We start from the raw sequence: 11,585 nt of genomic DNA, 5'->3' as shown, positions 1-11,585 counted from the left end.
ATCCGCTTTTTGCCAATTTCACGAAACCATCACACGTCCGCAATACATCCTGAGAACAATGCTCAGTGCGGCATAGCCGTGTCGCCCCGCCTTTTATCCCTACAGTTTCAGGAGAGTTTTCAATGAAAAAATCCACGCTTGCCCTGACCCTGGTCGCTGCTTTTGCGGCCAATGTCCATGCCGGTTCCGCCGTAAATGGCCCGATGGCGTTCAACCCCATCGCCGCTTCCGCCTACGGCATGGAAAACGATGCTGACATCACCACCACCCCCTGGGTGATTCCCGAGGGCTATGTCCAGTCCATCGTCTCCGACGAAACCGACCTGGACATCTATGTTGCCAATGACTGGCACGACATGAACACCGTCAACGAGACCGGCAAGCACGCCGGCCGCTACATGTACCGCACGCACGAAGTGCGCGGTGGTGCCATCGGCAACGACGGCAATTCGCTGCGCGTCGACGGAGGCAGCGGCGGTGCCGTGTCCGTGGTCGACCTGAAAACCGGAATTTCCAAGGAAGTGGTTGGCCGTGCCGACTGGGAAGCGCTTGATGGCATCGTCTGGACCCCGTGGCGTACCGTCCTGTTCGCCGAAGAAGTCGGTACCGCTGCGCGTCCCGATCCCGATGCGCCCCAAGCCCAGGCTGGCCTGGTGTATGAGCTCAAGCTGGACAAGCATGACCCCATGTCCGCCGAGAGCGTGACCGTGCGTCCTATGCTCGGCGCGCTGGCCCACGAAGGCCTCGAAATCGACGCCGAAGGCAACGTCTACGTCATCGACGAAGACCGCAAGGGTTCGATCTACAAATTCGTGCCGACCACCTACGGCGATCTTTCCAGCGGCCAGTTGTATGCCCTGAAGGTGATGGACGGCGCCAAGACCGGCGCCGCCGAATGGGTTGCTCTCGACATGACCCAAGCCCAGATCAAGGCGCATGCTGCCGCGACCGCGGTTGGCGCCACCGAGTTCTGCCGCCCCGAGGACCTCGAGCGCATCGACAGCACCCTGTATGTGGCGCTGACCTGCGAGGACGTCGACAACCCCGCCAACACCAGCGGCAAGGGCGCGGTAATGGCCGTCGAACTGGGCGACAAGCCCATGGTCAGTTATGTCGTTTCCGCCGGCAAGAATGCGCCGATTGAAGACCAGGCCGCCGGCATCACCGGCTTCAAAGGCCCGGACAACCTGGCCAACGGCCCCGACGGCAAGCTGTGGATCATCGAAGACAACGCCTTCAGCGATATCTGGGTGTACGACCCGCGCTCCAAAGACGCCAACGGCGACGGCTACAAGGATGGCGTGCATCTGTTCGCCTCACTGAAGGACAAGCCGGCCGAGGGCAGCGGCATCTACTTCGGCAAGGATCCGCGCACCCTGTTCGTCAACGTGCAGCATTCCGGCACCGGCAACGACAAGACCATGGCCATTACCAAGCAGCACAAAGGCCATGACAAGCATCACAATGACTGATGATATGTGAGGGGCGTTGATTCGCTTTTCGCCTTAAAGCCCCTGCCGGTTCGGCAGGGGCTTTTTATTTCGTGCGCCCAGTATGGGATATGGAAGTGGAGTACTGTGCACCGTCCTGATCCAGCCGTCCGGATCAATTGGTTGATGGGCTTGTTATGGTGACGGCTTCACCTGCTGTGTCTGCGTGGCTGGAAGGCTAAAGACAAAGCGCCAGTCGGCATAGCTGGCCGCACCGGAAAACGCCTCGTCTTCGGGCAGGAATCCTGCGATCTTGAAGGGGCGTCCCGCTGCCAGGCTGTAAACGCCTGCGATGCCTCGGGTATCGGGCGCGCGGATCAGCGCGAACTCGCCACCGGTGAGGGAGTCGCGATATGCGCGGCGCAGGTGTCGCACGATGCCGGGGCGGCGGTTGTCTTTCAGCAGATCGTCGATGCTTTGCGGCAGGCGGGGCTGCGCGGGGTCGAGCTCGTAGTAGCTGCGGATCGCCTGGCGATACTGGGCGCCGATGAACAGCAGCTCGGTCTCGCGTGCGCGCTGCGCATCGGTATGCCACAGCGTGCCTGCGGCGGCGAGGCCCATGCCGATCAGCGCAATCAGCATCAGCACATACAGATAGGTGAAACCGGACTGGGCGGCCTTACCAGTCGGCATAGGCGCTGCCGTCGCGCGCCGTGCCGGGCGCGCCGCTCCTGATGTCGTACACCGCGCCGGCTTCGTCGCCCGACGGTGCCACCACTTGCCAGGTGTCCGGGCGCTCGGTGATCGGATCGACCGGCAGCGTGCGCAGATACCGCGCACCTACCAGTTCGTCGAGGCTGTCGGGGTAGCGGCCGCGGTCGCCATGGTATTTGTCGATGGCGTCGCGCATGACGGCGAGATCCTGCTTGAGAATGGTTTCGCGCGAGTTTTCCAGGTGATTGAAATAGCGCGGCAGCGCCAGCGCCAGCAGCAGCGCGATGATGGCCATCACCACCATCAGTTCGACCAGGGTGAATCCGCGTTTTGTCTGTTTCAGCATGGCTTCACCATTCACGATACGGCACGCCGTTCAGTCCGGTTTTCGCCGACAGCGAATAGACATCGAAAACGTCGCGCCCGGGTGTCGGCGCATCGGGCGGGCTGGCATAGCTGCGCAGCCCCCAGGTTTCGGCCGCAGCTGCGGCCGGGTCGGGGTAAAACGGATCGCGCGGCAGACGGCGGATGAAGTAGAGCTTGCTCGCGTCCGGTTTGGTCTGGTCGGCCACGCCTTTCCATAAGGTATCGAGATCGGGCGGGTAACCGCTGGCGCCCTCGGTTCTCGTGATGGGGCCGTTGTCCATCGTTGCCATCTGTTTGTATTTGTCGAGCGCGGTGCGAATCTGCCGCAACGCCTCGCGCAGTTCGGTTTCCTTGTGACGCTGCTGCACCAGCTGGGCGAACGGCACTGCCATGCTGGCGAGCAGCGCGAGGATGGCCAGGGTCACCACCAGCTCGATCAGGCTGAAGCCGCCAAGACGTCGTGCTTGCATGATCAGTCAGGCGTGTCCGTGGGCGGGGGCGTCTGGGGGGCGGGCAGCAGCGGCGGCGTCACCGGGATGCCGTCGGGCTGAACGAGCTGCGACGGCAGAACCAGTTCCGTCCCGACCACAAAGGGCGCGGGAACCAAGCCGCCGCCGATGGCGTTTTCGGTGCCGCCGCGGAATTCGGTCAGCGCCGGCTGGCGGGTGGCGTCGCTGCGTAGTACGCGCGGCGTGATCAACAGCACGATTTCGGTCTTGCTGCGTTCGTCGCGCTGGTTGGAGAACAGCCGGCCCAGGAGTGGCAGGTCGCCCAGTCCGGGAATGCGGCTGGCGGTGCTGCGGTCCTCGTCCGAAATAAGGCCGGCCAGCACCTGGGTTTCGCCGTCCTTCAGGCGCAGCGTGGTGCTGGCATTGCGGGTGCCGATCTGGTAGGTCAGCGTGCCGCTGTTGCTGCGGATTTCGCGCACGATATTGGAGACTTCCAGGCCGACCTTGATCTGCACGTCATCGCGCATCAGCACGCTGGGCTCGACGTCGAGCTTGAGTCCCACGTCCAGATACGACACCGATTCCGAAATCACGCCGGTCGCCGTGGTGTTGGAGGTGATGACCGGCACCTTGTCGCCGATGTGGATCTTGGCCTTTTCGCGGTTCTTCACCCGGATACGCGGGTTGGCCAGAATGTTGACGTCGCTGTCGTCCTTGCGGAAATTCACCGTGGGCACGGGGCTGATGGCAATCTGGCTTGCGGCGATGTTTTTTAAACTCTCGACGGTCAGCACCGAAGCAGGAGGTGTGGTGTTGGTGACAACGCCCCCCTGGCCAATGGTTGAAGTGGTCGCGGGTGGTAAATTCAGCAACGAAAACTGGTTGGGGTACTGTATTCCCAGATCGAGCAGCCGCCCGCGTTTGACTTCGAGCACCTCAACATCCAGCATCACTTCCGGCTCGGCCAGGTCCTGCACCGCGATGATCTTCTCCGCCAGGCGGATGGCTTCGGGCGTGTCGCGCATCACCAGCAGGTTCAGCCGCTCGTCCACGTATAAATCTCTGGCCTTGATCAGGGTGCGCAGCATCGCCATGGTCGACTTGGCGTCTGCATTGCCGAGATAAAAGCTTTTCACCAGCAGTTCCTGATACTGCTTCTGCTTTTGCGGCAGGTCAGGATAGATCAGCAGGGTGTTGGCGTTGACCACCTTTTTCGACAACTGCCCGGTCATCAGCAGCATGTCCACCGCATCAACGATCGGCGTGTTGCGCGCGAACAGCGTAGCCTTGGTGTCCAGTCGCACGTCCTTGTCGAAGATGAAATTGATGCCCGACTGCCGCGCAATCATGTCGAACACATTGCGCAGCGTGGCATCTCGAAATTCCAGGGTGATGGGCTTGCGGTAGGCCGCGCCCAGTTCGCGGGGGTTGAGTTCGTCTGCTGTGCGCGCCGCCTGGATCTGCTGCAGCAGTGCCAGCGCACCGGCATGACCGGGCGCCTGCGCCAGGATCAGGCGCGCAGCCTGTTCGGATTCGGCCGGGTGGGATGCCAATGCCTGGTTCGCCGTTTGCAAAGTTTGCTCGTGCTGGCGCGCCGTGACGAGGTTGGACAGGAGCATGCCTGCACGTGGATTCTCGGGATGCAGTACCAGTGCCTTTCGCAGCGTGACTTCGGCAGCATCGAAGCGGCTTGCGTCCAGATCCTGCTGCGCCTGGGTCAACAGATTGCTGGTCAATCGCTCGCGCTGCGTGTGGTAATAGGCCTTGATCTCGATGTTGTCGGGTTCCTCGGCCAGGCTCGTGCGCAGACGGGCGATGCCGGCTTCGGTCTGCCCGGCGGCGATCAGTTCGCGCCCTTCGTTGAGGCCGGTGCTGGCGCAGCCGGCCAGACTCAGGGCGAGCAGCGCGGTGGTCAAAATGGAATGGCGGGTAGGCTGCAACTCAATCTCCTGTGCGCAGGCTGCGCGTCTGGTCCAGCGGTAGGTAAGTGAAATTCAACTGGCCGCCGGTCACCGGCTCCAGCCGCCACACGCCGTCGAGCACCTGGCCTGCGCGCACGCTGACCGGCAGGATGCCGCGCGCCAGGTAATACGTGGTCTGGTCGGCTTCCTGCCAGCGTCCCATGTAGCTGAACGGCAATGCAGGCGCCTGCGGCGGAGGCGGCGGCACATAGGGGGTCGCAGGAGGCGGGGGCGGCGCAACGAACCAGGTCTGCTCGGGGAACAGGTTGGCGCGGGAAAGTGCCAGCCGCGGCGCGGCTGCCTGCGATTTAATCGGGGCAATGGCGACTGCGGCGGTTGGAGGGTTTGTGCGCGCCGCCGGCGCAGCCACTTCGACCAGATCGGTATTCGCATCGCTCGCCGGTTTGTTGAATGCCAGCCAGGCCGACCACGCGACGACGCCCGCCAGTGCGATGAACAATACCGAGCGCCGCTGTTTTTTAGTCATGGAGCGGTCTCCACAAACAGGCTCAAACGTAGTTCGGCCTGCAGTTCGCTTGTCTCGATGCGTTCGCGCTTGAGCTTCAGTTCGTCCAGCGTCAGGTTGGGCAGGCGCTCCAGCGCAGCAGCCAGAAAGGCATGCAAGGCCGGGTAGGGTGCCTCGATCGGCAGCACCAGCTGCCAGCGCGCATGCGTCGTGCCCGCCAGCGGCGATACGCTGTATTGCCCGCGCGGCAAGCTTATGCCGTGTGCATGCGCCAGCTGTTCCAGTTCGCCGATGCGTTGCGAGGCTTCGCCTGTTGGCGGCAACATGGCCAGCGGGTTGAGCGGAGCCGGCACAGGATCGGCGTCATGCGTGACGGCGGCTAGGCGCAGCGCGGTCAACTTTTCATGCTGTGCGATGACTGCCTGCTGCGAGGACTCGACCTGGATCACCTGCAGCAGCAGCGCAGCCGTCAGCAAACCCAGCCCCACCAGCCCGCTGCGCCCCAGACGTCGTACCCATTGATGCAGATGCCAGCGCAGCGTGTTCATGTATCCAACTCCAGCAGGATGTGGACGCGCACCGGTTTTTGCGCGTCGTCCGCCTGCTCCTCGTGCTGGGTGAGCGCGGCGCGTCTGATCCCCGGCTGCTGCTGCAGGACTTCGATGAATGCGACGGCATCCGCCAGTTGCCGCGCTTCTGCCACCAGTTTTATTTGCGACTTGGCCTGCACCGCATCGAGCGACACCAGCGCGATCTTGCTGCTGCGCGCGGCGGCCAGCGCGTCGAAGGCGGGCTGCCATGAATAGGCGAGCTGCGCCGCGATACGCGTCTGTGTGGTTTGCGCTGCATGATCGGTGGGTGAGGCGGGCTTGGCAGCAGGGCGCGGACGGGCCTGCTCGATGGCGGCAATCTGCAGCGCCAGACCGGCTTCGGTTGTGCGTGCCGCCTGCAGATTGCTCCAGGCCCAGACCAGGGCCGCCACGCCGGCCAGCGCCAGCGCGATGCCCAGCTTGCCGGAGCGCGCCGGGCGCGCATGGAAATCGAAATCGAGGCGCGCCATTGTTATATTCCTGCCAGCGCCAGTGCGCCACGAACCTGACTATCGTGCGGCAGCACCTGCCAGCGCGCGTTGACGGAGTCCGGCGTTGAAACCGAGCCGACGCCGAGCGCCTGAATCCACACCGTGGGCATCGCGGGCAGCGGTGCCCAGGCGGTCTCACGCTCGATCAGTTCGGGTAGCGCCGCGGCCCAGTCGGCGTCGACCGGCTGGCCGGCGAGATGCTGCCAGACGCCATTTGCCCCGCCGAACAGGCTCAGCCAGCCCGGCTCGGCGAGCACCCACCAGCCCTGAAACCGTTTCGGCAGATGATGCGCGGCAACGCTGGCAAGCGGGCGGATGGCCACGTCGCGAAAGCCGTGACGGGCCAGCAGCGCGTCCAGCTGCTGCGCGAAGGATTCGTCCACTGTCGCGCCGAGCAGGCCGTATTGCGGCGGCTGGCTGTGCACCTGAACCCGCCAATGGGCCGCTTCGTCGCCGTATATCTCGCGCAGGCTGGCGGCCACCAGCGCCGCTTCCTCGTTCCGGCGCAAGGCCTTGCCGGGCGCCGGCGTCAGCACGTGGCGCACGAAGTGCTGCGACAGCACCACTTCGACCCGGCGGCCATGCCAGGCTGGATCGGCAAGCGCCTCGTCCAGCAGCGGCAGCAGGCTCGTCGCGCTGCGTTCATGCGTGGTCAGCACGCGCGTGCCGCGCGGATGCAGCAAGGCCGCTTCGCCGGGGGCGAGCGCGATGCGCAGCGTTTCAGCCGACCAGCGTGACACGGTTGATTTCTTCCAGCGTGGTGTCGCCCGACTTCACCAGCGCGAGCGCGGCCTCGCGCAGGCTTCGGGTGCCGCCGCGGGCGGCGGCTTCCTTGATCTGGCCGATCGGCGCGCGGGCCACGATCAGTTCGCGCAGCTCGTCGGTGAGCAGCAGGATTTCGGCGATCGCACGGCGGCCTTTGTAGCCGCTGCCGCGGCAATGGCCGCAACCACTGCCCTGGCGAAATGTGAAATCATGGGTTTTTTCGGTAGTCAATCCTGACAGCTCCATGATTTCAGCCGATGGCACATTGGGCGCGGCGCAATGCGGGCAATTTATCCGCAGCAGACGCTGCGCGACGATGCCGTTGAGCGCCGAGACGAAGCTGTAGGGATCGACCCCCATGTGCATAAAGCGGCCGATGACGTCGAACACGTTGTTGGCATGCACCGTGGTGAATACCAGGTGCCCGGTGAGCGCAGACTGCACCGCGATCTGCGCGGTGTCGGCGTCGCGGATTTCGCCGACCATGATCTTGTCGGGGTCATGGCGCAGAATGGAGCGCAGGCCGCGCGCGAAGGTCAGTCCTTTTTTCTCGTTGACCGGAATCTGCAGCACGCCGGGCAGCTGGTATTCGACCGGGTCTTCGATGGTGATGATCTTGTCGCGGCCGTGGTTGATTTCGGAAATCGCCGCGTACAGCGTGGTGGTCTTGCCGGAACCGGTCGGCCCGGTCACCAGCAGCATCCCGTAGGGTTCGGCCGCCAGCTTGCGGATGCGCGCCAGCGTCGTTCCGGCGTAGCCCAGGCCTTCCAGCGTGAGGCCGGAGAGTTCATCCGACAGCGCCTGCCGGTCCAAAATGCGCAGCACCGCGTCCTCGCCGAACACGCTCGGCATGACCGACACGCGCACGTCGACTTCGCGGCCCTGGATCGCCACCTTGAAGCGGCCGTCCTGCGGCACCCGGCGCTCGGCGATGTCGAGTTCGGCCATCACCTTGATGCGCGACACCGCCTGTTCGGCCACCTCCATTCCCGGCGCGTGGGCAATGTGCGAGAGCACGCCGTCGATGCGGTATTTCACCGTCAGTCCGCGCGGATCGGTTTCCAGGTGGATGTCGGAGGCGCCGGCTTTCAGGGCGTCGTACAGCGTCGAGCGGACCAGTCGCACCACCGGGCTGGTGTCCTCGGCGATACTGGCAAACGACAGCGCCTCGGCGCCCGAATCCCGCACCGACAGCGCGCCGCTGTCGCCCACGCCTTCCATTGCGCGCAGGCCTTCTTCGTGGCGCGCCAGCAGGGCAGCCAGATCGGCAGGGTGTGCCAGGCCGGTCTTGAACGGCACGCCCAGCACATGCGCGGCATAGGCGCGGCCGGCGCTGTCCCACGGGTCGGTCAGCAGCAGCCACAGTTGCGCATCGGCGTCGCGCGCGGCCAGACAATGCCGTCGTGCGGCCTCGTTGAAATTCAGCTGGCTGAAGTCGACCGTCAGCGCATTCAGCGCGCCCATGTCGAAGGCCGGCTGGTGGCTGTGTGCGGCCAACATATGCAGCGTGGCATCGGCGTCGAGGCCGAACTGTTCCTGCACCCGCAGCATGAAGGGCTGGCCAGCGGCGCGCGATTCCTGACGCAGCTTGGCAAGGGTTTCGGCGTTTAGCTCGGGTTGCGGTGCGTTCACTGGATCGATCCCGCCAGTTCGAAAATCGGCATATAGAGCAGCACCACGATGAGGCCGATGGTCAGGCCGATGAACACCATCAAGAGCGGCTCGAACAGGCGGATGAACCAGTCCACCCAGCGCGCCATTTCCTCGTCGTGGAAGATGGCGATGCGCTCCATCATTTCACCCATACGGCCGCTTTTTTCGCCGACTCGCAGCAGCCGCGCGGCCACCGGCGTGGTCAGTTCGCCGTGGGCGAATGCGGCCGAGATGGTTTCGCCGCGCCGCATCGCGTCCATTGCCGTCGCCGCGCCGCTGCGCAGATGGGCGGACAGCAGGCCCGACACCATACCGAGCGCCGGAACGATCGGAATGCCGCCGACCAGCAGCATGCCGAGGCTGCGGTAAAAACGGGCCAGTTCGAAGGTACGCAGGTGCTCGCCGATCGCCGGCGTGCGCCAGGCCAGCCGGGTAAGCGCCGCGCGGGTGGCAGGCTGCGCCAGCGCCAGGATGAGGCTGGCGAGGGCACCCGCCACCCCCAGCGCGATCCAGACGCCGTGCGCTTCGACCGCCTCGCCCCAGGCCAGCAACATCTGTGACATCCATGGCAGGTCGCGACCTGAGTCGGCGTATACCGTGGCAAAGCGCGGCACCACATAACCGAGCAGAAAGCCGATCACCAGCGTGCCGACACTGATCAGGAGCAAGGGGTAAATCGACGCCGACAGCACTTTCTTTTTCACCGTGTCGATCTGGTTTTGATAACCGACGTAGCGGGCCAGCGCAGGCGACAGATCACCGGTGTTTTCCGCCGCACGCACCGTGGCGGCATAGAGCGGGGGAAAGGTTTCGGCCTGTGCCGCCAGTGCCGCCGAAAATGGCCGCCCTTCGCGCATGGTGGCAAGCAGGCGTTCGATCAGCTGGCGCGACTCAGGCCGACTCTCCTTTTCGGTCAGCGTTTCCAGCACTTCGGTCAAGGTCAGCCCGGCGTCCAGCAGCGCGATCAGTTCCTGGGTGAACAGCAGCAGCGGAAAGCGCGCGCGCCGCGTTGCCAGCCAGTTGCCGCGCTCGGCGACGATGGACAGCACCTGCGCGCCTTCGTGTTGCAGCCGTGCGGTGGCCTCTGCTTCGTCGAGCGCTTCAACCGTCAGCGCTGTCACGCCGGCGCCTGGACGCAAGGCTTTTACCCGATAGCGCATTACCAGTTGCCGATATCGGCGCCGTCGCCGCTGCCGCCGGGCGCGCCATCGCGGCCGAAGGAAAAGATATCCACCTCGCTATGTTCGCCCGGCATGCGGTATTGGTACGGCTTGCCCCAGGGATCGTTTGGCACCGCTTTTCTCAGATAGGGACCGTCCCAGCGCGCCTCGTCGGCCGGCCTGGCGTTCAACGCCGCCAGCCCCTGTTCGGTGCTGGGGTAACGTCTGGTATCGATGCGGTACTGGTCGAGCGCCTTTTCCAGCGCCCCGATCTGCGCCTGGGCCGTCTTCACTTCCGACTTGCCGATCTGGGAAAAATATTTGGGTGCCACATAGCCCGCCAGCAAACCCAGAATGACCAGCACCACCAGCAGTTCAAGCAGGGTGAAACCGCCATGGCGACGGATGCTGACAACCCGTTTTGTGGATAACACGGTTGAGTCTCCTTATGAATATCCCGGCTTAATGGTGCTGATCCATGACCATCTTCGAGCAGCATCAACTGGGCAAAGCTGCAATAAAGAACAACATATTGCGTAAATCAGGTTACAGAAATATGGATGCCTGATTTATGGGTATGTCGGGGCGATCAACCTCCCTGTCTACAGTCGCATGCCGCTGCTGGACTGTTTGTCAGCTGAGGTAGTTGCAAAACCCGCCATCCTTACTGAATTATTGTTGTGAGAAGCGGGGTTGGGCGCCGCCATTGCTGGCAAGATGGGGGCTGTTGAGACAACCATCGGACGCCCGAAATGGATGCTACACAACGCGCTGGACTGCTGCAACGTTGGTCTGTGGTACAGGAAGAACTGATCCCTAGCCTGGGTCGGGAAATTGAAGGACTGACACCCCGGCTGACGAAGTTGATCCACACCCGGGAATGGGCGCGCATTGAAGAAATGGGGTATCCATACAAATGCGGCGATCTAGCTACGCCAAGGATTTGACGGGGTTGGCACATATAGCGACGATGGTGCTGTGCGGCGCACGCCAGGCGGTGCGGGCCGGTCTTGCCCCGCCTTCCTTGGTTTTGGGTTGGCCACGAGATCGCGAAAGGACATTGGGTGCATAGCAACCGACTGCTGAAGAAGCCGGTAGAAGAGCATTCCCCTGGCGCGCGATCCTCTGCGGTTAAAACGGAAGGCGAATTCATTCAGGTAGGCCTGCAAGTGGTCGGCGCCAATCGACCCTTGATGGGTGCCCATCAGCCACCTTTTTACGAGAGCGGCGACTCGGTGCACTCCCGGGAGCACTTCGTGCGCGTCTTTGCCGGAACCCTTGATGGAGGTACTTTGGTGGGCGTAATCGGTCCCGGCTGCTCCCGGATAGGATGCCAGTCCGTCAGTATGGATCGTGGAGCCGGGCTCAACATGAGCCAGGAGAAAGGATCGCAGAGCGCCTGTTTCGGCGTTGGGGATGACTTGAATCCGGCACCGACCGAATCCTTTTGGCTGCATCTGTTCAACCGCCACTGCGACGAGAGCCTTGCCAGCAGCCCCGCGTCCGCGCTTCCCAGGCCGAACGCCGCCAATCATGGTCT

The 11,585-nt window shown here is 63.7% G+C and carries 13 protein-coding genes; 1 reads left to right on the top strand and 12 read right to left on the bottom strand.

The genetic code is table 11. The features are described from left to right. Positions 1 to 122 precede the first annotated feature (122 nt). Positions 123 to 1,472 carry an alkaline phosphatase PhoX gene (locus ABW22_RS11595; RefSeq protein WP_059756647.1) on the top strand — a complete coding sequence of 450 codons (1,350 nt, stop codon included), beginning with the start codon at positions 123 to 125 and terminating at the stop codon, positions 1,470 to 1,472. Between the two features lie 153 nt (positions 1,473 to 1,625). Here ABW22_RS11595 and ABW22_RS11590 read toward each other — a convergent pair whose 3' ends face one another. The 12 genes from ABW22_RS11590 to ABW22_RS16840 form a co-directional block, all read right to left on the bottom strand. Beyond that, entirely contained in the window at positions 1,626 to 2,123 is a 498-nt protein-coding gene (locus ABW22_RS11590; protein WP_059756644.1) for a type II secretion system protein, read from the bottom strand. Continuing rightward, positions 2,110 to 2,490, bottom strand: coding sequence for a type II secretion system protein (locus ABW22_RS11585; protein ID WP_059756641.1), 381 nt, complete (start codon positions 2,488 to 2,490; stop codon positions 2,110 to 2,112). Before ABW22_RS11585 ends, ABW22_RS11590 begins: the two co-directional genes overlap by 14 nt. A 4-nt stretch (positions 2,491 to 2,494) precedes the next feature. Next, positions 2,495 to 2,980 (bottom strand): type II secretion system protein, encoded by a 486-nt coding sequence (locus tag ABW22_RS11580; protein WP_059756638.1) that lies wholly within the window; start codon positions 2,978 to 2,980, stop codon positions 2,495 to 2,497. Between the two features lie 2 nt (positions 2,981 to 2,982). Continuing rightward, positions 2,983 to 4,899, bottom strand: a complete 1,917-nt coding sequence (locus tag ABW22_RS11575; RefSeq protein WP_059756636.1) for a secretin N-terminal domain-containing protein — start codon at positions 4,897 to 4,899, stop codon at positions 2,983 to 2,985. Between the two features lies 1 nt (position 4,900). Continuing rightward, on the bottom strand, positions 4,901 to 5,407 hold the full coding sequence (locus ABW22_RS11570; RefSeq protein WP_059756633.1) for a hypothetical protein: 507 nt from the start codon (positions 5,405 to 5,407) through the stop codon (positions 4,901 to 4,903). Further along, the gene (locus tag ABW22_RS11565; protein ID WP_059756630.1) at positions 5,404 to 5,934 is read right to left on the bottom strand and encodes a GspMb/PilO family protein; all 531 of its coding nucleotides are present in this window, start codon (positions 5,932 to 5,934) and stop codon (positions 5,404 to 5,406) included. Before ABW22_RS11565 ends, ABW22_RS11570 begins: the two co-directional genes overlap by 4 nt. Continuing rightward, positions 5,931 to 6,446, bottom strand: a complete 516-nt coding sequence (locus ABW22_RS11560) for a hypothetical protein (RefSeq protein WP_059756627.1) — start codon at positions 6,444 to 6,446, stop codon at positions 5,931 to 5,933. The genes ABW22_RS11565 and ABW22_RS11560 overlap by 4 nt, the downstream gene beginning before the upstream one ends. Before the next feature lie 2 nt (positions 6,447 to 6,448). Further along, positions 6,449 to 7,207 carry a hypothetical protein gene (locus ABW22_RS11555; protein ID WP_059756624.1) on the bottom strand — a complete coding sequence of 253 codons (759 nt, stop codon included), beginning with the start codon at positions 7,205 to 7,207 and terminating at the stop codon, positions 6,449 to 6,451. Continuing rightward, positions 7,188 to 8,864 (bottom strand): GspE/PulE family protein, encoded by a 1,677-nt coding sequence (locus tag ABW22_RS11550; protein WP_059756621.1) that lies wholly within the window; start codon positions 8,862 to 8,864, stop codon positions 7,188 to 7,190. The genes ABW22_RS11555 and ABW22_RS11550 overlap by 20 nt, the downstream gene beginning before the upstream one ends. After that, entirely contained in the window at positions 8,861 to 10,045 is a 1,185-nt protein-coding gene (locus tag ABW22_RS11545; RefSeq protein ID WP_059756619.1) for a type II secretion system F family protein, read from the bottom strand. Before ABW22_RS11545 ends, ABW22_RS11550 begins: the two co-directional genes overlap by 4 nt. Further along, positions 10,045 to 10,479 (bottom strand): type II secretion system major pseudopilin GspG, encoded by a 435-nt coding sequence (gspG, locus tag ABW22_RS11540; protein WP_059756616.1) that lies wholly within the window; start codon positions 10,477 to 10,479, stop codon positions 10,045 to 10,047. Before gspG ends, ABW22_RS11545 begins: the two co-directional genes overlap by 1 nt. A 492-nt stretch (positions 10,480 to 10,971) precedes the next feature. Further along, on the bottom strand, positions 10,972 to 11,585 hold a 614-nt coding region (locus ABW22_RS16840; protein WP_193393299.1), incomplete at its 5' end, for an IS1595 family transposase.

The organism is Thiobacillus denitrificans (assembly GCF_001530125.1).
Lineage (GTDB): Bacteria > Pseudomonadota > Gammaproteobacteria > Burkholderiales > Thiobacillaceae > Thiobacillus > Thiobacillus denitrificans_C.
Note: the sequence above shows the minus strand (reverse complement) of the source record. Positions and strands in the feature narration are given on the sequence as shown.

Excerpts from the sequence above, each read along its gene's own strand:
- ABW22_RS11595 (WP_059756647.1), top strand. The coding sequence starts at position 123 with ATGAAAAAATCCACGCTTGCCCTGACCCTGGTCGCTGCTTTTGCGGCC.
- ABW22_RS11590 (WP_059756644.1), bottom strand. The coding sequence starts at position 2,123 with ATGCCGACTGGTAAGGCCGCCCAGTCCGGTTTCACCTATCTGTATGTG.
- ABW22_RS11585 (WP_059756641.1), bottom strand. The coding sequence starts at position 2,490 with ATGCTGAAACAGACAAAACGCGGATTCACCCTGGTCGAACTGATGGTG.
- ABW22_RS11580 (WP_059756638.1), bottom strand. The coding sequence starts at position 2,980 with ATGCAAGCACGACGTCTTGGCGGCTTCAGCCTGATCGAGCTGGTGGTG.
- ABW22_RS11570 (WP_059756633.1), bottom strand. The coding sequence starts at position 5,407 with ATGACTAAAAAACAGCGGCGCTCGGTATTGTTCATCGCACTGGCGGGC.
- ABW22_RS11565 (WP_059756630.1), bottom strand. The coding sequence starts at position 5,934 with ATGAACACGCTGCGCTGGCATCTGCATCAATGGGTACGACGTCTGGGG.
- ABW22_RS11560 (WP_059756627.1), bottom strand. The coding sequence starts at position 6,446 with ATGGCGCGCCTCGATTTCGATTTCCATGCGCGCCCGGCGCGCTCCGGC.
- ABW22_RS11545 (WP_059756619.1), bottom strand. The coding sequence starts at position 10,045 with ATGCGCTATCGGGTAAAAGCCTTGCGTCCAGGCGCCGGCGTGACAGCG.